Source organism: Sphingomonas sp., from assembly GCF_019746665.1.
Taxonomy (GTDB): domain Bacteria; phylum Pseudomonadota; class Alphaproteobacteria; order Sphingomonadales; family Sphingomonadaceae; genus Sphingomonas.
On sequence record NZ_JAIERS010000007.1, the window covers coordinates 14,935 to 34,665 of the forward strand.

Consider the following 19,731-nt stretch of genomic DNA (forward strand, 5'->3'; position numbering starts at 1 on the left):
GTATGGCGAAGGCAAATGGTGGCGGCGACGATACGATCGAAACTGGGGATGCGCCGCTGATCGACCTGAACGATGCGTCGATCAAGAAGCTGATCGCCCGCGCCAACAAGCGCGGCTACATCACCTATGACGAGCTGAACGAAGCCCTGCCGCAGGAGCAGATGTCGTCCGATCAGCTGGAAGACATCATGTCGGCGCTCAACGAAATGGGCGTCAACATCGTCGAGAACGAGGACGCGGGCGAGGACGCCGAGGCCGAGGAACAGCCCGAGGAAGAGGTGGATGTCACCGATCCGGGCGACGGCAGCGCCCCCGCGTTCGAGACCAAGAAGAAGGAAACCGTCGATCGCACCGATGATCCGGTGCGCATGTATCTGCGCGAGATGGGCGCGGTGGAACTCTTGAGCCGCGAGGGCGAGATCGCCATCGCCAAGCGGATCGAGGCGGGCCGCGACACGATGATCCTGGGGCTTTGCGAAAGCCCGATCACCTTCAACGCGATCATCGACTGGTCGAGCCAGCTCAACGCCGGCACGATGCAGCTGCGCGAAATCCTGGATCTGGAGGCGATGCTCTCCAAGGACCCCGCGCCCGAAAGCATGGAAGAAGCCGCCGCCGACGGCGAGATTTCCGAGCGCAGCGCCGGCCCCAGCTTCAAGGAGGAAGAAGACGTCGAGGAAGTCGTCGCCGATGAGGATGACGAGGAATCGATGACCGAGCGCCGCGCGCCGCGCCCGAGCGACGACGAGGAGGAAGACAACACGCTGAGCCTTGCTCAGATGGAGGAACAGCTCAAGCCGCAGGCGCTGGAGAAGTTCGCCAACATCACCTCCATCTACAAGAATTTCGCCAAGATGCAGGTCAAGCGGCTGGAGGCGATGGCGGCCGGCGGCGACCTGACGGCGGCCGACGAGCGCAAGTACCAGAAGCTGCGCGAGGATCTGACCGCCGAGGTGGAAAGCGTGCAGTTCCACCAGGCGAAGATCGAATATCTGGTCGATCAGCTTTACGCCTATAACCGCCGCCTTACCGCGCTGGGTGGGCAGATGCTGCGTCTCGCCGAACGCCACAAGGTGAGCCGCAAGGATTTCCTCGATCGCTATGTCGGCCAGGAGCTGGACGAGAACTGGCTGAGCGTCGTCGGCCCGCTCGACAAGAAGTGGAAGGCGTTTGCCGAGAATGAAGCGGCCGCCGTCGATCGCATCCGCACCGAAGTCGCCGAAATCGCGCAAGCGACCGGCATGAGCCTCGCCGAGTTCCGGCGCATCGTGAACATGGTGCAAAAGGGCGAGCGCGAGGCGCGGATCGCGAAGAAGGAAATGGTCGAGGCCAATCTGCGCCTCGTGATCTCGATCGCCAAGAAATACACCAATCGCGGGCTGCAGTTCCTGGACCTGATCCAGGAGGGGAATATCGGCCTGATGAAGGCGGTCGATAAGTTCGAATATCGCCGCGGCTATAAGTTCAGCACTTATGCGACCTGGTGGATTCGCCAGGCGATCACCCGCTCGATCGCCGATCAGGCGCGGACGATCCGCATCCCGGTCCACATGATCGAGACGATCAACAAGCTGGTGCGCACCAGCCGCCAGTTCCTGCATGAGCATGGGTTCGAGCCGACCCCCGAACAGCTCGCCGAGCGCCTCTCTATGCCCTTGGAGAAGGTGCGCAAGGTGATGAAGATCGCCAAGGAGCCGATCTCCCTCGAAACGCCGATCGGCGACGAGGAAGACAGCCACCTGGGCGATTTCATCGAGGACAAGAACGCGGTGATCCCGGTCGACGCGGCGATCCAGGCGAACCTGAAGGAAACCGTGACGCGCGTTCTCGCCAGCCTCACCCCGCGCGAGGAGCGCGTGCTGCGGATGCGCTTCGGCATCGGCATGAACACCGATCACACGCTGGAGGAAGTCGGCCAGCAGTTCAGCGTGACGCGCGAGCGTATTCGCCAGATCGAGGCCAAGGCGCTCAGGAAGCTGAAGCACCCCAGCCGCAGCCGCAAGATGCGGCCGTTCCTCGATCAGTAGCGGCGGCAGCGCGCCCGCCGTTCGCGGCGCGGCGCCCCTTTCTACGCGGCCGTGATCTGTTTCCCGGCGGGGCAGACGAGTTCGATCTGCCCCGCGCGGCGATCGAACGTCAGCCGCGCGCAGGGCGCGATCAGCGCGCGTGGCAGGGTGAGCGAATAGATCGGGCGCGGTCCGGCGCGACCGGCCTCGACGGTCACTTCCTCCAGATCGACCTGCTCGTCGGCGTCGCGAATTCGGCTTGGCGCGGTCCCCGATCCATCAATCCGGTCGCGCACGCGCACCGCCAGCCGTGACAGGGTAAATGGCCCGAAGCGCACGGGCCGGACTAGCGTGAGCCAGCGCACCGGACGCTTGATGCCGAACACGATCTCGCTGTCCCAGCTCGGTCCGCTCAGGGTGCCGCCATAAATCCGTGCGAGATGCGCGCCGAGCGCGGCGGAAGCGACCGGATAATCGCGCGGATGTTCCAGGTTGAAAACCGTCAGGAACGTCTGGTCGTGATCGCGCAGCCGCGTACCCACCAATGTCGTCGGGCCGCCAATCATCTTGAAGCGATAGCGCGCCGCCGCGGCGTTGCCGATGCCATCGAGCGGGAAGGTCACTCGGGGCTGGACGAACATCAGCGGGCCAAGCGTCGCCTCAGGCCCCTCGATCAGCGGCTTTGGGAACCAATAAACCTCGGTCTGGCGAAGCTCGTTGTCGACGATCAGGGTAACGTCGCGCACGCGCCCGGACAGGACGCGGCGGCCGAACACGCGCAATATGGCCTGATCGTCATCGAATTGCTGGCGCAGCCGCAGCCGCATCCTGGATTGCGGGGCGATCACCATGAGATTGGGGAGACCCGCGACAACCTGGGCGCGGATCAGCTCGCCATCGGCGAACACCGTCACGCGCGCGTCCCGGGGCAGCGTCACTTCCTTAACGGCGGGCGCCGCCCCCAGCAGCGGCAACGCGATCAGCGCGGCCACGCAACGCAAAGCTGTCCCGGGGCGAATGAGCATGGTTCACTCCCTCACGCCGCAGGGATCAACCGTCATGCTGCGGCCGGCAGCGAAGCTCGATCATCCTGGCAACCTTGTCAAATGCCAATGTAGCACAACGTTTCACCGCTGCGGCGGGGATGAACAGCGAATAGACCGGCTGCCGCCCCTTGGCGTTGGCGGCGACCACCACTTCGGCCGGATCGTCCTCGCCCGCCTCGCGGATCGCGGGGCCGCGGCCCGCCTCATCCACACGGTCCGGCACGCGCACGGCGAGCCTGGTGAAGCGGAACGGCCCCAGTTCGAGCGGCTTGGCGAGCGTCAACAGCCGCACCGGGCGGGTGATGCCCAGCAGCACCGGCTCGTCCCAGCTTGGCCCCGAAACATGGCCATCCAGCTGCTCCGCGAGCAGCGCGCCAAACGCCGCTGAAACCAAAGGCAGCGTCCGCCTCCCCTCCGTCTCGAACGCGATCCCGACCGCCTTGCCCGATGTCGTGAGCACGGTGACGGCGAGCGAATTGACATCGCCGCGCAGCGGATAGCGATACAGCTCGGCGCCCTCGCCTGGCCCCGGCAGCTGGAAGGTCACCCGGGCTTGCGGCAGCCCCCAGGGGCCGATCACCGCATCGGTATTCCCCAGCTCGGCGGCGTCGAACCAGAAGGCGCGTCCCTTGGCGGCGAGGCCATCGATGGCGAAGTCCAGCGGCCGGTTGTGGCCGACGAACTCCTTGCGCCCCGCCAATCGCAGCGACGCCTTACCCAAAATGGGCGCCGGCTTCAGCGCCAGCCGCGCGACGGTCGCGCTGGTAAGCGTGAGCCGGTTGAGGCCGCCCGATTCCACCCGGAGCCGCACGGGCTGCCCCTCGATCGTCGCGGGCACCGGCTCCCCTGGCCGCACGACCAGCACGTCCACCGGCTTTTGCTCGTCCGTCGCCGCGCCGAGCAACAGGGCAAAGGTTAAGGCAACCAATCGCATCGCCACCGTTTAACCTCGTAACTAATTCCACCGCCGTCACCACTGCGCGACGGACCGGGCGAGGACAAGGGTGAAGCGTGAAAGGTTAAGTGGCCATAAACCCAGTCTTTACGGGGTTCGGTATAGAGATTGGGCGACAACAACGAGCGCAGGGATGCGAGAACGACAACGAGGCATACAGGGCATGACGGGTTTTTCGGCACGCACAGGGCAGATGGCGGGCGGCTGGGCGACGCTCCAGACGCTAATCGACGCCGATGGCAGCGCGGCGCACCCGGCGTTCGCGCCGCTTGCCCGCAGCACCGCGCTGGCGCGTGACGTCGCCGACGCGGTCCATGCGCTGTGCCTGCTGCATGGCCGCCATCCCGGCCTGCTCGACCATGCCTTGCGCCGCCAACCCAAGGGGCCGTGCAGCGGCTGGTTCGAGGACGCGGTCGCGGGCTTCGCGGCCGAACGCGCGCTGGTCGCGCGGCTCACCTCGGCGGTCGGCCCGCTGCCCTCCACCCCCGGCCAGGCGGAGAGCGAGGCGACGATCCTCGCCCAGCGCCACGCGCTCGAAACCCTCGCCGCGTCGGATCGCCAGGGCGTCGCCATGGGGGCCTCGGTCGCGCTGGTGCTCGATTGGCAGGCGATGCGGGTGCTGGTCGAAGTCGCCGCGGAACGCTTCGGCATTCCCTGCCCCACCAGCCAGCTGCCGAGCGCCGCCGAGAGCGCGATGGTGGTCGCCGCCGCCGCCGCGAGCCCCTCGGTCGAACGCGCGATGGCGTTCGGCGCGCAGCAGGTGCTGGCGCAGCATCGCGGGCTGTGGAGCCTGCTCGAAGCGCGCGCCTCGGCCCGCAACCGCGCCTGACATCGCCCCGGCTTGGCGGCGCGCCCGTGCCCCGCTATGCCAAACCCGATATTCGAATTCGGGGATGGCCATGAAGCGTTTCGAAGGTACCGCAAGCTATGTCGCGACCGATGATCTGAAGGTCGCGGTCAATGCCGCCGTCGCGCTGCGCCGTCCGCTGCTGGTGAAGGGCGAGCCCGGCACCGGCAAGACGGTGCTCGCCTATGAAATCGCCAAGGCGGTGGGCGCGCCGCTCATCGAATGGAACATCAAGTCCACCACCAAGGCGCAGCAGGGCTTGTATGAATATGACGCAGTGGCGCGGCTGCGCGACGGCCAGCTCGGCGATCCGCGCGTCCACGAGATCGCCAACTATATCCGCCGCGGCAAATTGTGGGAGGCGTTCGAGGCCGAGCAGCTGCCCGTGCTGCTGATCGACGAGATCGACAAGGCCGATATCGAATTCCCCAACGATCTGCTCCATGAACTCGATCGGATGGAGTTCCACGTCTATGAGACGAAGGAGACGATCCGCGCCAAGGAACGGCCGATCGTCGTCATCACCAGCAACAACGAGAAGGAACTGCCCGACGCCTTCCTGCGCCGCTGCTTCTTCCACTATATCAAATTCCCCGATCGCGAGACGATGCAGGCGATCATCGACGTCCACTTCCCCGGCATCCAGAAGATCCTGGTCGGCAAGGCGCTCGACATTTTCTACGACGTGCGCGAGGTGCCGGGGCTGAAGAAAAAGCCCTCGACCAGCGAACTGCTCGACTGGCTGAAACTGCTGCTGCACGAGGATATGCCGCTCGAGGTGCTGCAGAACCGCGATCCGACCAAGGCGATCCCGCCGCTCCACGGCGCGCTGCTGAAGAACGAGCAGGACGTGATGCTGTTCGAACGCCTGGCTTTCATGGCGCGGCGGCAGGCGCCCAAGGGGTAAGAAGCCTGGGCTATGCCGCCTGCTGCGTGGCGTTGCGCGCCAGCGCCTGGGCGGTGAGCGCCTCCGCCTGGGCGGTGATCTGGTCGACATAGGCCAGCTCGAACACGCCCCAGCGCCGGCCGCCAAACACCAGCGGCACGAACACGCTCTTGATCGGCAGGAACTCGTTGTTGCCGAGCGCCATCCGGTAGCAGTTGAGCAAGAACGGCGCCTCGCTGTCGATCGCGCGGCGCTCGCACGGGCCGATGATGATCCGGCGGTGGCGCGACCAGGTGTTGTTCCATTCAGGGTCCGCCCCCTGCGGCTGCGAGCGCAGCGTCAGGTGCGTGGGCAGATAGCCGTTGCGATCGAGCACCACGCAGCCGATGCCGCGCGGGGTGTCGGCGGTCGCCGCGTCGAGCAGGGGACGGATGGCGCGGTCGGCGAAGCTGTTCAGCCGGGTGGTGAATTGCGGCGGGTTGGTGCCGGCGACCGGCGCATAATCGCTGTCGAACAGTCCGGCCAGATCGATCTCGCCCGCGGCGAGGCCTTGCTCGACCCGCGCGGTGATCCGGCCGGCATGATCGCGAGCGAGCGCGATATACGGCGTGTCGTCGGTTTCAGCGGCGCTCTGGCTGATGCGATCGAGCATCTGATTGCCAACGGCCTCGAGCCGGGCGAGCCGCTCGGCGGCGGAGGCGAGCGTTTCGCGGTTGATCCGGGTCGCATCCGCCGTTGCCGCGAGTTCGCCCTGAACCGTGGCGATGCTCGAATAGATCAGGTCGCTGCTCATCGCGACGCTTTCGCTCTGCGTATCGATCAGGGTGACGAAACGGCCGAGCTCGTCGATCGCCTGGTTGATCCCGTCCAGCCCCTGGCGCGCGCGCGCCCCGCTTTGGGTGCCGGCCGCGATCGCCGCCCCCAGCGCCGCGCCTTCGGTCGCCAGCGCGGAGATGGTCATCTCGATCCGCGCGGTGGCCTGGCGGGTATCCTGCGCCAGCTTCTTCACCTCGTTCGCGACGACCCCGAACGCCTCGCCCGCCGCTCCGGCGCGCGACGCCTCGATCGCGGCGTTGAGCGCGAGCATGTTGGTCTGCCGCGCGATCGCGCCGATCACTTCCGTCGTCTGCTGCACCTGGGAAAGCGCGACCATGATCCGCTCCATCCGCGCGTTCAGATCGACCACCAGATCGGTGAGCTGCGTGAAGCTGGCCCCCGAGTCGACCACGGTGGTGCGGCAATGATCGAGCCGCTGCTTCATCAGTTGCGAGGATTGGCGGGCACGGGCGATCGCGGCGCCCACGCTAGCGCGGTGTTGGGTAAGCGCGGCGGCGGCCTGATCGAAATCGGCGAGCCCGGAAAGCGTCGTGGCGGTGCGATCGGCGGCGGCGGCGACATGGCCGCCCACCTCCGCGCATTCAATCACGAGCGCGCCGCAGCTCCGCGCGACTTCGCGCACCGCGGCTTCCGCCATCGCACTGGGCATAGAATTTTTTTCCTCTTCCTGCTCAGGTTCTCTAAATTTGGCGATCGCTTTGATAACATTTAAGTTGATTGGGTTTTTATAATGTAAAAGCGTGGATCGGGTCACGCGGCGGTCGCGCGAAACTGCTATCGTTCCGGCATGATCGCCGCACTTGGTGCCATGCTGTTGTTCCTGCTGTGGCACTATCCGCACGTGCCGGCGATCGCGGCGCTGCATCGCTTTACGGTTCGGCCGATCGCGGCGCTGCTCAACCGGCTCGATCGTCGGCAGCTCATCTTCTACGTGCTTGCCCTGGCGTTCGTGCTGCTGGCGGGTGAATGGCTGGTGATGGCCGGGCCGCTCGACCTGGCGCTGCTGATGGCGTGGGACGTGTCGCTCTATGTCGATGCGGTGCTCGGCGCGGCGCTGGTGGCGAGTGTCACGCGGGTGATGCCCTTGCTGCGCTTCGCCGGGCGACTGCGACCGCGCCCCCGCGCCCGCCGGCCACGGCGGGCACGGCCGGCCGCCAATCCGGGCGCCAATGACGACGACCACCCGGCGCATCTGCTAATCGCTGTTTAACCAAGCCTCGGCACCCGATGCTGACGCTTGCGCAGCTAGGGTGGTGCCATGCGCAAGGGCGTGATCGCAGCCGTGCTGGCGGCATTGATGGTGCAGGCGGGCGTCGCGCGCGCGGGCCTGCTCGATTATGTCGGCGAATGCGTGCCCTTCGCCCGCGCCGCCTCGGGAATCCAGATTTTCGGCGACGCCTGGACCTGGTGGGACCAGGCCGAGGGACGCTATGCGCGGGGCTTCCAGCCCAAAGCGGGCGCGGTGATCGTCTTTTCCCGTACCGCCCGCCTGCCGCGCGGCCATGTCGCGGTCGTCAGCCGCGTCGTCGAGCCGCGGGTGGTGATGGTCACCCACGCCAACTGGTCGCGGCTCGGCGGCGAGCGCGGCCACGCCGAACGCGACGTGACGCTAACCGATGTCAGCGCCGATAATGACTGGTCGGCGGTGAAGGTGTGGTACCGCGACAATGACGGGCTGGGATCGAGCGTCTATCCGATCCAGGGCTTCATCTATGGCAAGCCGGCCGACCCCCGCGTGCCGCCGGCGCGGCCCTCGCCCGAGCTGAGCGGTGCCGCGCCCGATTATGTCGGCGCGCTGCTCGACGCCTATCGCTGATGTCGCCGCTGCTGCCGCTGGGGGCGACCCTCGCCGCGCAGACGCGCCCCGGCGTGAACGGCGAGACTCCCACGCCCCCGCCCGCCGCGCAGACGCTCGCCGCGAGCGCCACGGGAACCATCGCCGCCGAAGCCGCCGCGATCGCCCCCGGCGTGCTGCGCGAGGTGGCGGCGACGCTCGCCCCGGTCACCTACGCGGCGCGCGGCGGTCATAACGGCCCCCGCCCCGGGCCGCTGAAGAGCACGCCCGGCATTGCGTCCGCCAAGGCGCGCGGGCATGATCGCGGCATGTTCCTGAACTTTCTCGACGCGCTCCGCAGTGCCGGCATCCCGGCGAGCATGAAGGAGCATCTGACGCTGCTCGAAGCGCTGCAGCACGAGGTTATCGAGCGCCGGCCGGAGGATTTCTATTACCTCTCGCGCTCGGTCTATGTGAAGGACGAGGGCCTGCTCGATCGCTTCGACCAGGTGTTCGCCAAGGTATTCAAGGGCATCGAAACCAGTTTCGCGAGTGCCCAGGCCGAAATCCCCGCCGAATGGCTGAAGGCGGTGGCCGAACGCTATCTCTCTCCCGAGGAGATGGAGCAGATCAAGTCGCTCGGCTCGTGGGACGAGATCATGGAGACGCTGAAGCAGCGCCTCGCCGAACAGCAGGGCCGGCACGAGGGCGGCAACAAATGGGTCGGCACGCGCGGCACCAGCCCCTATGGCAATTCGGGCTATAATCCCGAAGGCGTGCGGATCGGCGGCGAGAGCAAGGAAAAGCGCGCGATCAAGGTGTGGGACCAGCGCGAGTTCCGCAATCTGGACAACACGCGCGAGCTGGGCACGCGCAACATCAAGATCGCGCTGCGCCGCCTGCGCCGCTTCGCCCGCGAAGGCGCCGCCGACGAGCTCGATCTCGACGCGACGATCGAGGGCACCGCGCGCCAGGGCTGGCTCGATATCCAGATGCGCCCGGAACGCCACAATGCGGTGAAATTGCTGCTGTTCCTCGACGTCGGCGGCTCGATGGACCCGTGGGTGAAGCTGTGCGAGGAGCTGTTCTCCGCCGCCACCGCCGAATTCAAGAACATGGAATTCTATTACTTCCACAATTGCCCCTATGAAGGGGTGTGGAAGGACAATCGCCGCCGCTTCGCCGAGCGCACCCCCACCTGGGACGTGCTCCACAAATTCGGCCATGATTATAAATTGGTGTTCGTCGGCGACGCGTCGATGAGCCCCTATGAGATCACTCATCCCGGCGGCTCGGTCGAGCATTTCAACGAGGAAGCCGGCGCGGTGTGGCTGCAGCGGCTGACCAACACCTATCCGGCGGCGGTTTGGCTGAACCCCATCCCCCAGGAGCAATGGGGCTATTCGCAGTCGATCCGCATCGTGCGCGAGCTGATGAACGACCGCATGTACCCGCTCACCCTCGCCGGGCTCGACGAGGCGATGCGCGAGTTGACGCGGAAGCGGTGAAGCCGTTCGCCCGCCTGGCGACCATGCTCGGGCGCGCGCGGCGGCGTTGGTTCGGGCGCACCTTGGTGGTCGATCCCCGCCCCATCGCGAGCGAGGCTCCCTATACCTTTTACCTTCCCAGCGAAAACGAGCTGCTCGCCATCGGCCCCGGGGACTTGGTTAAAGTGACGATTCAAAGCGTGCCGCCGAGCCCCGAATGGGGCGCCGAACGGCTGTGGTTCACCGTGCTGACCGCCGAGGGCGAGCGGCTTCGGGCGATGCTCGACAACCAGCCCTACGACATACCGCAGCTAGCTCTCGGACAGATCATGGACCTTCCCCGCGGCGCGGTGATCGACATCATCTGGCAGGAAGGCCGGGCCGTGGCGCCGCCCTCCGCGCCCGCGCGGCGCGAATATTGGGATCGCTGCTTCGTCGATGATTGCGTGCTCGCGGGCCGCAGTCCCGTCGATTATCTGTACCGTGAAGTGCCCGACATGGATGAACCGGATGACCGCGATCCGGACAGCGGCTGGCGCTTGCGCGGCACGGACGACGCCATCGCCGACGACAAGCAGCACGACCTGCCGCCGCACTATGTCGCGCTCGGCGCGGTGCTCAATCGCGACGATAGCTGGCTTCACCTGATCGACGCGCCGATCGGCAGCACCTTCATCCGGAACGCGGCGGGCGGGTTTGATGCCGCGTGCGATCCCGATCTGACCGACCCGCCGGCGCGACAATAGCGCCGGCGACCGTACCCGATCGCGCGACCCAGCCCGCGCTATTCGTGGCCCTTGCTGATGCGCCGCGCGATCCGGGCGCGTTCCTGGACGCCGCTTTCGGCGCCCTCGCGCGCGTACAGAGCTTGCAAATACGCCATATCCGCGCTCGTAATCCCCGCCGGGTGCATCGGCGCGCTCTTGTCAAACAGGCTAAGGATCGTGTTGATCCCGCCGCCCGGCAGCGGTTCGCGCGTACGCGCCAGGCTACGCATCGCCGCATAATCCGCGATCTGGCGCAGCGTGAGCCCATAAGTCGCGGTGCGATCGAGCACCACGAACGAGCTGTCGATATATTGCCGCGTCGGCTCGCGCAGGATCGACGCCGATTTGACGATGAGGGTGCCGCCCGACACGAACGCGCCATCCTCGTTGCGCACCGAGGTCGCGCTCCAGGCGCGCACCGGCGGCCCCGGGCGGGCGAGCCGATCGACATCGGGGGTGTGCATCCCCGCCAGCCAGTCGGCATGGTCGCTGCGCACGCCACGCACGAACGCGGCACCGTCGATCGCGATGACGACCAGGATGTTGGCGGGACAATTGGGCTTGTCCGCGACCCGCAGCTTCAGCTGCCGTGCGATGTCCTTGATGCGGCGGGCGATATAGCCGCCATATTGTTCGGGCATCCCCGCCACCACCGGGCAGATCGGATCGTGGAAGCGCGCGATCTGCAATTCGGCATATTGGGTGATCTGGCCGACATAGGTCTTCACCGCCTCGCGCGACAGGTCGCGCTGCGTCTCGACAACGACGTCGGCCTGATCGGGCGGCGGCTGCTGCTGCTCAACGGGTGCCGCTTGTTGCACCATCAGCAGGGCGGCGAGGGCTGCCATCATCGGCACATACCTTCTGTTTCTACAGCGGCGCCCCGGATGCAAGGAGTGGCGCGGGCAAGCCCGTGCGTCAATACAACAAATGAGCCGCCCGCGCCTCGGCCCAGGCGGTTTCGTCGCGCGCGGCGATCATGTCCAGATCGCCCGGCGCGGCACCGGCATCGTCCACCCAGTTACGCAATTCCGGCCCGCCATTGATCACGTCGATCGCCAGCTTGCCGAACTCATATTCATAAGGAAAATCGCGCCACAGCGGATAGTCGGGGTAAAGCTGGCGGATCGCCTTGAAGGCCAGCGCCTGCAAGCGCCACGGACGGAAACGGCCATGGTCGTAGAAATGGCTTTCGGCGTGGATATGCACGCCGTTGCACAGCGTCTTGGCATGCTTGTGGAAGGTCGGCTCGAACCAGATTTCGCGCAAGGCACAGCCGGCGAGCCAATCGGGCGCGAGGCGGCGCATCTCGGCGATCACGTCGCGCGCGACGATATCGGGCGCGCCGAACAGTTCGAGCGGGCGGGTCGTCCCCCGCCCTTCGCTGAGCGTCGTCCCTTCGAGCATCACCGAACCCGGATAGGCGCGCGCCATGTTGAGATTGGGTGCGTTGGGGCTGGGGTTGATCCACACCCGCTCGACGGGCCAGCCGAAGCCGGGCGCATCGCTGGGCGCCCAGCCCTCCATCGCGATCACCCGGTAATCGACGTCGAGCTTGAAGTGATCGACGAACCAGTGGCCCAGCTCGCCCAGCGTCAGCCCGTGGCGCATCGGCATCGGCCCCGCGCCGACGAAGCTCTCCCAGCCGGGTTGAAGCGTCAGCCCCTCGATTGGGCGCCCCGCGGGGTTGGGGCGATCGAGCACCCACACGCTCTTGCCGTGCGCGGCGGCGGCCTCCAGCACATAGAGCAAGGTGGTGACATAGGTGTAGATGCGGCAGCCCAGATCCTGCAGATCGACCAGCATCACGTCGAAGGTGCCCATCGATTGCCCGGTCGGGCGGCGGACCTCGCCGTACAGGCTGAACACCGGAATACCGTACACCGGATCGGTGAAATCGGGCGATTCCATCATATTGTCTTGCAGATCGCCGCGCACGCCGTGCTGGGGGCCGAACATCGCGCTCACCTTCACGCCCGCTTCGATCAGCGCGTCGAGGCTGTGGGTCAGGTCGGCGGTGAGCGAGGCGGGATGGGCGAGCAACGCCACGCGCTTGCCCGCGAGCGGCGCGCGCAGCTCAGGCTCGGCGAGCAGGCGGTCGATACCGAATTTCATGGCTCAACCGCCTGCCGGAAGGCTCAGGCGAAAGCAATCGGGGTGATGAAAGTCCGGGTTCCCGTCCGGATGCGCGAGCGCGAAATAGGCGCGCGCGCCATCCGCGAGTTCGATCACGGCGGACAGGTTCAGCCGCCAGTCGGCACGCGGCGGCAGATCGGCGAGGCGCACGCCGGCGATCAGCGTCGGCGGCCAGGCGGCGGCGCAGATCGGCCCGGGCACCGACGCCCCGCGCGCCATCCCCGCGCGATAGCCGGTGAAGCGATACGCCGCCCAACGGCCGGAGGGGGCGAGGTTGAGCTCGACATAGCCGGGGAGACCCGGCGCGGTGACGAACGCCTCGAAACAGGTGTGGCGCCACAGGCCGTCGCTGAAGCCGGGGGTCTGCTCGGCAGGCCAGACGATCGCGCTCGGGTCGCCGATGGGGCGGTACGACAGAGCGAGCCGATCGTCGCGGCGGCGCACCGAGACCGCGACATCGTGGATCGCGGCGCTCGGGTTGCTCGGATGCGGGTGCAAGGTCAGCATCGTCATGGCAGGATCATCAGACTGACGCGCCCGGCGCGCTTCGGCAAGCCCCGCTGGTAATCAGGCCCCGGCCTCGCTACATCGCGCGGCGTTCATGGCCACCACGCTCCCCTCCTCGCCCAAGATCGGCATGGTTTCGCTCGGCTGCCCGAAGAACCTGGTCGATAGCGAGCGCATCCTCACCAAGCTGCGCTCGGAGGGATATGGCCTGTCCGCCGATTATGCCGGCGCCGATGTCGTCCTAGTCAACACCTGCGGCTTCCTCGACAGCGCGAAGGAAGAAAGCCTGGAGGCGATCGGCGAGGCGATCGCGGAGAATGGCCGGGTGATCGTGACGGGCTGCATGGGCGAGGAAGCCGAACGCATCCGCGCGCGCTTTCCGCAGGTGCTCGCGGTGACCGGCGCGCATCAATATGAGCAGGTGGTGGCGGCGGTGCACGAAGCCGCACCGCATACCCCCTCCCCCTATCTCGATCTGGTGCCCGAGGCGGGGCTGAAGCTCACGCCGCGCCACTACAGCTATCTGAAGATCAGCGAGGGCTGCAATCACCGCTGTGCCTTCTGCATCATCCCGCAGCTGCGCGGCGACCTCGTCAGCCGGCGGCCCGATGCGATCCTGCGCGAGGCCGAGAGACTGGTCGAGGCCGGCACGCGCGAATTGCTGGTGATCAGCCAGGATACCTCGGCTTACGGCGTCGATATCGGCTATCAGCCGCGCCTTTGGCGGGGTGAGGAAGTGCGCGCGCACATCACCGATCTGGCGCGCGCGCTGGGGTCGATCGGCGCCTGGGTGCGGCTGCACTATGTCTATCCCTATCCGCATGTCGATCAGCTGATCCCGCTGATGGCCGACGGGCTGATCACGCCGTATCTCGACATCCCTTTCCAGCACGCCAGCCCCAAGGTGCTGCGCGCGATGCGCCGCCCGGCGAACGAGGCGAAAGTGCTCGAGCGGTTGCGCGCCTGGCGGTCAATCTGCCCCGATCTCGCGATCCGATCGACCTTCGTCGTCGGCTTTCCGGGCGAGACCGAGGAGGATTTCGCCTATCTGCTCGAATGGCTGGAGGAAGCGAAGCTCGACCGCGTCGGCGCGTTCCGCTTCGAGCCGGTCGCCGGAGCGGCGGCGAACGCGTTGCCCGATCCGGTGCCGGAGGCGGTGAAGGAAGAACGCTACGCCCGGCTGATGGACCTCACCGCGCGGCTCTCGGCGGAAAAGCTCGCGGCCAAGGTGGGGCGCGAGATCAAGGTAATCATCGACGCGGTCGATCCCGAAAGCGGCGGCGCGACCGGGCGCGGCGAGGCGGACGCGCCCGAGATCGACGGCGAAGTCCATCTGCGCGACGCGGGCCATCTGGCGCCGGGCGAGATCGTGCGCGTGCGCGTGGAAGAGGCCGATGCGCACGACCTGTTCGGGGTGCCGGTTTAGGCTTCGAACCACCGCGCCACGCCACCCCTCTTCCCCGGCGACGGCCGGGGCCCAGCATCGGGCGCTCGCCAGAGGAAGCGCGACGCTGGCACGGCCGGCGCAGCTGGCCCCGGCCTGCGCCGGGGAAGGATGGAAGGTTGCCGCGCCTCAAGGTTTGACACCGGCGCCATCCTCGGCTTCCCTGCGCTTCTAACCGCCGGGACATGCCATGATCCGCTATCTCCTCCCCCTCGTCCTGATCGCCGCCCCCGCCGCCGCGCAGGAGCTGAGCCCCGCCGAAACCTCCAAGATCGACGCCGCCGTCGCCGAGAGTTTGCAGGCGACCGGCGTGCCTTCCGCGTCGGTGGCGGTGGTGCGCGGGGGCAGACTGGTGTTCGCCAAGGCCTATGGCCAGCAAGCGCCCGGCTGGACCAGCGCCCGCGCGGACGCCCCCTATCAGATCGCCTCGGTCTCCAAGCAGTTCACCGCCGCCGCGCTGCTGCTGCTCCAGCGCGACGGCAAGCTGAGCATGGACGACAAGGTGAGCAAATATTTCCCCGATATCTCGGGCGCGGACCGCATCACCGTCCGCCAGCTGCTCAGCCATACCTCCGGGCTGCAGGATTATTGGCCGCAGGATTACAGCTTCGCCGCGATGGAAAAGCCCACCACCCCGCAGGCGATCGTCGATCGCTGGGGGAAGAAGCCGCTCGATTTCGATCCCGGCACGCAGTGGCAATATTCGAACACCGGATATGTGGTCGCGGGGATGATCGCGGAAAAAGTGGGCGGCGCGCCGCTGTTCGATCAGCTCCAGCGCCGCGTGTTCAAGCCGCTCGGCATCACCGCTTATGATCAGGACAAGGCGGTGGGCGGCAAGTTCCCCGCCGGCTATCACCGCTTCGCGCTGGGGCCGGTGCGGATCGCGACGCCCGCGGCCTATGGCTGGCTGTTCGCGGCGGGCGAGCTCGCCATGTCGCCCAGCGACCTCGCCAAATGGAACATGGCCCGGATCGACCGCACCCTGCTCACCCCCGCCGAATGGGCCGAGCAGGAAAATGTGGTGAAGCTCACCAACGGCGGCGACACGCGCTATGGCCTTGGCGTGTTCGTGCTCGACGCCGATCCGGCGAGCGGGCGCCGCCGCTCGATCGAGCATAGCGGCGAAGCGGTCGGCTTCCTCACGCAGAATATCGTGCTGCCCGATGAAAAGGTGGCGATCACCGTCGCGGTGAATGCCGATTTCGGCGATGCGCAAGGCACGATCGCGCGCAAGATCGCCGACACCATCCTGCCGCCCCGCCCCGAGCCCGAGGCCGCGAAAACGGCGCAGGCACGGGCGCTGTTCACCGCGATGCGCGCCGGAACGCTCGACGCCAAGCTGATGACCGAGAATTGGAATTATTTCTTCACGCCGCAGGTCGCCGGCGATTATCGCCAGTCATTGAGCAGCCTTGGCGAGCCGAGCAGCTTTGAAAGCATCGGCCCCGCCCGGCTGCGTGGCGGCTTCGTCAACCGCAATTACCGCATCACCTACCCCAATGGGCAAAAGCTGGTGGCGGTGACCTATGCCGAACCGGGCGACGCCGGGCGCTATGAGCAATTCCTGATCTTCCCCGCGCAATGACCGATTTCGCCGCCCTGCTCCAACCCGATCGTGGCCAGCCGGCGCGGACGATCGAGGTCGTCCGTCCCGAGGATTATGGCGCCTGGCTCGCCGGCCAGCCGCCGCGCACCCGTGCGCTGCTCGCCGCCGCGCAGGTGACGGGCAAGGCAGGCAACCGCGCGATCCTGCCGGGGGATGACCCCGAGCAATGGTCGGCGCTGCTGGTGTGCGACGAGCCCGAAAGCTCGCCGTGGCGGATCGCCAGCCAAAGCGAGATCCTGCCCGAAGGCGCTTATCGCCTGAAGAGCGGGCCGCTGGGCGCCGCCGGGCTCGGCTGGCTGCTCGGCCAGCATCGGTTCGAGCGCTACAAGAAGGCCGATGCGCAGGGGCCGCGCGTGCTGCTGACGGGCGAGCCGGCGCGGATCGAGGAGACGGTGCGCCTCGCCGCCGCCGTCGCCAAGGTGCGCGATCTCGTCAATCTGGGCGCGAGCGATCTCGGCCCGGCCGAGCTGGAGGACGAAGCCGAAGCGCTGGCGGCGCGGCATGGCGCGACGCTCACCGTCACGCGCGGCGACGCGCTCGCCCAAGGCTATCCGATGATCCACGCGGTCGGCGCCGCCGCCACGCGTGAACGCGCGCCCCGGCTGATCGAGCTGGAATGGGGGGCGGCCGATGCGCCGCGCGTCGCGATCATCGGCAAGGGGGTGTGCTTCGACAGCGGCGGGCTCGATCTGAAGCCCTCCAGCGCCATGCGGCTGATGAAGAAGGACATGGGCGGCGCCGCCCACGCGCTCGCCCTCGCCGAGCTGGTGATGGCGGCGGGGCTGAAGCTGCGGCTGCATTTGCTGGTGCCGGCGGTGGAGAACGCGGTCTCGAGCGCCGCCTTCCGCCCCGGCGACGTGCTGCGCACCCGCGCCGGGCTGACAGTGGAGAACACCAATACCGACGCCGAAGGCCGGCTGATCCTGGGCGACGCGCTCACCAAGGCGGGCGAGGCCAAGCCGGCGCTGATCCTCGATTTCGCGACGCTCACCGGGGCGGCGCGGGTGGCGCTCGGCCCCGATCTCCCCGCCACCTTCGCCAATGACGAAACGCTCGCCGCCGCTCTGCTCGCCGCCGGCGAGGCGGTGCATGATCCGCTGTGGCGGCTGCCACTGTGGCGCGGCTATGACGAGATGCTGAAGTCCGACATCGCCGACATGGTGAACGCGCCCGATGGCGGGTTCGCGGGCTCGATCACCGCCGCGCTGTTCCTGCAGCGCTTCGTGCCCGCGGGCACGCCCTGGGCGCATCTCGACACCTTCGCCTGGCGCCCGACGCCCAAGCCCGCACGTCCCAAGGGCGGCGAGGCGCTTGGCCTGCGCGCCGCCTGGGAAGTGCTGAAAGCGCGGTTCGGCTGACCTCGCGCGGGCGGGTGGCTAGAAGGTCAACGCCTTCCCCGCCCGCGCGGCGACGCGCCGGATCAGCGCATCGTCGGCGGCGCGGCCCGGCTGGCCGGCGTAGTTGAAGAACTCGTTGATCCGGTCATACTCGCCGTCGTTGGTCGCATTGCCATAGGGGGCGATCTGGCCGGTGCTCAGCGCTTCCTCATGCAGCAACAGGCTCATGCGGAACATGTTGGCGGTGACCCGCTTGTAAAGCTCCAATTGGCGCGCCTTGGCGGCGGCACTCGGCTTGGCGCTCGCGTCTGTATTCCAGCGATTGGGGACGGCGCGGTTATAGCCGGTGAAATAGTTGAATTGCAGCTTGAACGGCGGGGAGGCCTTCACCATCGCCTGCGGGTTATAGCTCGCCGCGACCATGCGCGTGAATTGCAGGAAGCTGCGGTGGATGAACATATCCTCCTTCCACAATTGCCCCAGCAGATATTCGCCGACCTTGGTGGAGTTGGAGGGTGAGACGCGCAGCAGGCTGGGATCGAAGCGGAAGCCCAGCATGAACCAGGCGGTGCGCAATTCGTCATCCGCTTGGCCGATCGTCATGTTCGGATCGATGCTGTCGAGCACGAATTGCGGATAGCCGAGCAGGCGGAGCTGATCGCGGAAGCGATCGCCGGTGCCGCGATTGCCCGGCTGGCCGAGCGTGAGATCGGAGGGTTGCAGCTCGCGCCGCTCGAAATCGCCCACTTCCCACATCGGGTTGGGCAGGAATTCCTCCAGCCGGTAGCCGGCGTGGAGCGTCACCCCTTCCGCCCTGAAGGGCACCGCGAAATTCGGGTCGGTCGCGAGGTAGGAGAAAGCGATCTGCCCGCGGGTGAAGCCCGGGCGGCGCAGCGCCTCCACCCGCAGCAGATGCTGGCCGATCAGCGTCGAGCGATATTTGATCAGCGAGAAATCATGCACCTTGCGCCTATCGGCGGGGTCGACCGGGGTGACGCCGGCGAAGCCCTCGGTCATGTCGTCGGCGGCGAAATAGAGCCGCCAGAAATTGGTCTCGCTCGGATCGTTGAGATAGGAGTCCTGCAGCGCCTGCCACTGGGCGGCGAAGGCGGCGCGGGGCACGCGCGGCAGATCGCTCACCCAGTCGTTCATTGTCCCTTCCTGCGGGCCATGCGCGATGTCCGCCGACCAGCGCGGGAAGGGAACGCCGATGCGGAACTTGTCCCAATCGAGCGCGAGCAGCTCGTCGCGCGCGCGCTTGGCGTCGGCGAGTGTCGCGACGCGGATGCTGCTGGTGAGGGTCGGCAGCACCTTCGCGAGTTCCTCGCCGAACGCCGCGTCGCGCTCGACGCTGTTTGCGCCGGGGAGCAGCGCGCCGCCGGGCTGGAACGGGCGGAAGGTGCGCGGAGTTTCGGCCGGCAGCGCATAGCGCGCGCGCAGATATTTGACGCCGCGCACCAGCGCCTGCGCTTCCTCGCCGCTGGCGCCATCCTGCACCGCGCGGCGGATCAGATCGCTGTCGGGCGTGCCGATCCGCGCGAGATCGATAAAATCGGGACCGTGGCACGAAACGCACGAGTCCTTCTCGCGCGGCACGCGCCACATGGCGAGCGCGGCGCGGTAATCGCTTTCGCTTGGGGCGGCGGCGAGCAAGGTGGCCGAGGCGGTAGTGGTCCTGGTGACGCTACGCGCCGGCGCCGCGCCGCTGACGATCTGGAGCGTGCCGCCGCTGGTGCCACCTGGCACGGTCGCGGCGAAGGCGATCGCGGCGCCGCCGGCCAACAGCAGCGCGCCATAACTCAGATATTTCCGCCGCTTGCGATTCCGTGCGCCGTTATCCGCCATCGCTCGTCCCCCAAAGATTTGCCGGGGGCGAGGCTGCCCGCGCGGTCCCCGGGGCGATGCCGCCAAAGCTTTACCGAGGTTTGAGAGAAGCCCGTAAAGGCTTTCTTAGCGCTAATCCCAGCACCGCTGCGGGATGGCGCGGCACGCCGCCCCGTATTTCCGCGAGGCCTGGCCACGGCGATCATGGTTTTCAGCGGGTTAGCGATAATGGTTTCGCGTGCGTTAACCCAATTTCAAACCCCGCCCAT

Annotated in this window: 17 protein-coding genes; 10 read left to right on the forward strand and 7 right to left on the reverse strand. The window is 67.3% G+C overall.

Features of this window, described 5'->3' with window-relative positions; all coding sequences use genetic code 11:
• The first annotated feature begins 2 nt into the window (after positions 1-2).
• Positions 3-2,027, forward strand: coding sequence for an RNA polymerase sigma factor RpoD (gene rpoD / locus K2X73_RS06395; protein ID WP_294109327.1), 2,025 nt, complete (start codon positions 3-5; stop codon positions 2,025-2,027).
• Between the two features lie 41 nt (positions 2,028-2,068).
• Here rpoD and K2X73_RS06400 read toward each other — a convergent pair whose 3' ends face one another.
• Both K2X73_RS06400 and K2X73_RS06405 read right to left on the reverse strand, forming a co-directional pair.
• Complete coding sequence (locus K2X73_RS06400; RefSeq protein WP_294109329.1) at positions 2,069-3,031, reverse strand: hypothetical protein; 963 nt, start codon at positions 3,029-3,031, stop codon at positions 2,069-2,071.
• Positions 3,032-3,056: 25 nt separating this feature from the next.
• Complete coding sequence (locus K2X73_RS06405) at positions 3,057-3,980, reverse strand: hypothetical protein (protein ID WP_294109330.1); 924 nt, start codon at positions 3,978-3,980, stop codon at positions 3,057-3,059.
• A gap of 190 nt (positions 3,981-4,170) precedes the next feature.
• Between K2X73_RS06405 and K2X73_RS06410 the strand changes: the two genes are divergently transcribed.
• Both K2X73_RS06410 and K2X73_RS06415 read left to right on the forward strand, forming a co-directional pair.
• Entirely contained in the window at positions 4,171-4,836 is a 666-nt protein-coding gene (locus tag K2X73_RS06410; RefSeq protein ID WP_294109331.1) for a hypothetical protein, read from the forward strand.
• Positions 4,837-4,906: 70 nt separating this feature from the next.
• Positions 4,907-5,761, forward strand: a complete 855-nt coding sequence (locus tag K2X73_RS06415) for a MoxR family ATPase (RefSeq protein WP_294109332.1) — start codon at positions 4,907-4,909, stop codon at positions 5,759-5,761.
• 10 nt (positions 5,762-5,771) lie between these two features.
• On the opposite strand, the gene K2X73_RS06420 is transcribed toward K2X73_RS06415, so the two are convergent.
• Positions 5,772-7,226 carry a methyl-accepting chemotaxis protein gene (locus tag K2X73_RS06420; protein WP_294109333.1) on the reverse strand — a complete coding sequence of 485 codons (1,455 nt, stop codon included), beginning with the start codon at positions 7,224-7,226 and terminating at the stop codon, positions 5,772-5,774.
• A 138-nt stretch (positions 7,227-7,364) separates the two neighbouring features.
• Between K2X73_RS06420 and K2X73_RS06425 the strand changes: the two genes are divergently transcribed.
• The 4 genes from K2X73_RS06425 to K2X73_RS06440 all read left to right on the forward strand — a co-directional run bounded on the left by K2X73_RS06425 (position 7,365) and on the right by K2X73_RS06440 (position 10,584).
• Positions 7,365-7,787 carry a hypothetical protein gene (locus K2X73_RS06425; RefSeq protein ID WP_294109334.1) on the forward strand — a complete coding sequence of 141 codons (423 nt, stop codon included), beginning with the start codon at positions 7,365-7,367 and terminating at the stop codon, positions 7,785-7,787.
• A gap of 48 nt (positions 7,788-7,835) precedes the next feature.
• The gene (locus tag K2X73_RS06430) at positions 7,836-8,393 is read left to right on the forward strand and encodes a CHAP domain-containing protein (RefSeq protein WP_294109335.1); all 558 of its coding nucleotides are present in this window, start codon (positions 7,836-7,838) and stop codon (positions 8,391-8,393) included.
• A 287-nt stretch (positions 8,394-8,680) separates the two neighbouring features.
• A complete protein-coding gene (locus tag K2X73_RS06435; RefSeq protein WP_294109474.1) occupies positions 8,681-9,859 on the forward strand; it encodes a VWA domain-containing protein in 1,179 nt (392 codons plus the stop codon).
• Positions 9,856-10,584 (forward strand): DUF2185 domain-containing protein, encoded by a 729-nt coding sequence (locus K2X73_RS06440; protein ID WP_294109336.1) that lies wholly within the window; start codon positions 9,856-9,858, stop codon positions 10,582-10,584. Before K2X73_RS06435 ends, K2X73_RS06440 begins: the two co-directional genes overlap by 4 nt.
• A 38-nt stretch (positions 10,585-10,622) precedes the next feature.
• Here the strand turns inward: K2X73_RS06440 and K2X73_RS06445 are convergent, their stop codons facing one another.
• The 3 genes from K2X73_RS06445 to K2X73_RS06455 form a co-directional block, all read right to left on the reverse strand.
• Positions 10,623-11,456, reverse strand: a complete 834-nt coding sequence (locus K2X73_RS06445) for a hypothetical protein (protein ID WP_294109337.1) — start codon at positions 11,454-11,456, stop codon at positions 10,623-10,625.
• 67 nt (positions 11,457-11,523) lie between these two features.
• Positions 11,524-12,720 (reverse strand): DUF1343 domain-containing protein, encoded by a 1,197-nt coding sequence (locus tag K2X73_RS06450; RefSeq protein WP_294109338.1) that lies wholly within the window; start codon positions 12,718-12,720, stop codon positions 11,524-11,526.
• 3 nt (positions 12,721-12,723) lie between these two features.
• Entirely contained in the window at positions 12,724-13,254 is a 531-nt protein-coding gene (locus K2X73_RS06455) for a DOMON-like domain-containing protein (protein WP_294109339.1), read from the reverse strand.
• A gap of 88 nt (positions 13,255-13,342) precedes the next feature.
• Here K2X73_RS06455 and rimO point away from each other — a divergent pair, with 88 nt between their 5' ends.
• The 3 genes from rimO to K2X73_RS06470 all read left to right on the forward strand — a co-directional run bounded on the left by rimO (position 13,343) and on the right by K2X73_RS06470 (position 17,659).
• Positions 13,343-14,674, forward strand: coding sequence for a 30S ribosomal protein S12 methylthiotransferase RimO (gene rimO / locus K2X73_RS06460; RefSeq protein ID WP_294109340.1), 1,332 nt, complete (start codon positions 13,343-13,345; stop codon positions 14,672-14,674).
• Positions 14,675-14,882: 208 nt separating this feature from the next.
• Complete coding sequence (locus K2X73_RS06465) at positions 14,883-16,280, forward strand: serine hydrolase domain-containing protein (protein ID WP_294109341.1); 1,398 nt, start codon at positions 14,883-14,885, stop codon at positions 16,278-16,280.
• Positions 16,277-17,659, forward strand: a complete 1,383-nt coding sequence (locus K2X73_RS06470; protein WP_294109342.1) for a leucyl aminopeptidase family protein — start codon at positions 16,277-16,279, stop codon at positions 17,657-17,659. The genes K2X73_RS06465 and K2X73_RS06470 overlap by 4 nt, the downstream gene beginning before the upstream one ends.
• Positions 17,660-17,677: 18 nt before the next feature.
• On the opposite strand, the gene K2X73_RS06475 is transcribed toward K2X73_RS06470, so the two are convergent.
• Positions 17,678-19,483, reverse strand: coding sequence for a hypothetical protein (locus tag K2X73_RS06475; protein ID WP_294109343.1), 1,806 nt, complete (start codon positions 19,481-19,483; stop codon positions 17,678-17,680).
• Positions 19,484-19,731 lie beyond the last annotated feature (248 nt).

Coding starts and splice junctions, on each gene's coding strand:
- rpoD (WP_294109327.1), top strand. CDS start 3: ATGGCGAAGGCAAATGGTGGCGGCGACGATACGATCGAAACTGGGGAT.
- K2X73_RS06400 (WP_294109329.1), bottom strand. CDS start 3,031: ATGCTCATTCGCCCCGGGACAGCTTTGCGTTGCGTGGCCGCGCTGATC.
- K2X73_RS06410 (WP_294109331.1), top strand. CDS start 4,171: ATGACGGGTTTTTCGGCACGCACAGGGCAGATGGCGGGCGGCTGGGCG.
- K2X73_RS06415 (WP_294109332.1), top strand. CDS start 4,907: ATGAAGCGTTTCGAAGGTACCGCAAGCTATGTCGCGACCGATGATCTG.
- K2X73_RS06420 (WP_294109333.1), bottom strand. CDS start 7,226: ATGCCCAGTGCGATGGCGGAAGCCGCGGTGCGCGAAGTCGCGCGGAGC.
- K2X73_RS06425 (WP_294109334.1), top strand. CDS start 7,365: ATGATCGCCGCACTTGGTGCCATGCTGTTGTTCCTGCTGTGGCACTAT.
- K2X73_RS06430 (WP_294109335.1), top strand. CDS start 7,836: ATGCGCAAGGGCGTGATCGCAGCCGTGCTGGCGGCATTGATGGTGCAG.
- K2X73_RS06435 (WP_294109474.1), top strand. CDS start 8,681: ATGTTCCTGAACTTTCTCGACGCGCTCCGCAGTGCCGGCATCCCGGCG.
- K2X73_RS06445 (WP_294109337.1), bottom strand. CDS start 11,456: ATGATGGCAGCCCTCGCCGCCCTGCTGATGGTGCAACAAGCGGCACCC.
- K2X73_RS06450 (WP_294109338.1), bottom strand. CDS start 12,720: ATGAAATTCGGTATCGACCGCCTGCTCGCCGAGCCTGAGCTGCGCGCG.
- K2X73_RS06455 (WP_294109339.1), bottom strand. CDS start 13,254: ATGACGATGCTGACCTTGCACCCGCATCCGAGCAACCCGAGCGCCGCG.
- rimO (WP_294109340.1), top strand. CDS start 13,343: ATGGCCACCACGCTCCCCTCCTCGCCCAAGATCGGCATGGTTTCGCTC.
- K2X73_RS06465 (WP_294109341.1), top strand. CDS start 14,883: ATGATCCGCTATCTCCTCCCCCTCGTCCTGATCGCCGCCCCCGCCGCC.
- K2X73_RS06470 (WP_294109342.1), top strand. CDS start 16,277: ATGACCGATTTCGCCGCCCTGCTCCAACCCGATCGTGGCCAGCCGGCG.
- K2X73_RS06475 (WP_294109343.1), bottom strand. CDS start 19,483: ATGGCGGATAACGGCGCACGGAATCGCAAGCGGCGGAAATATCTGAGT.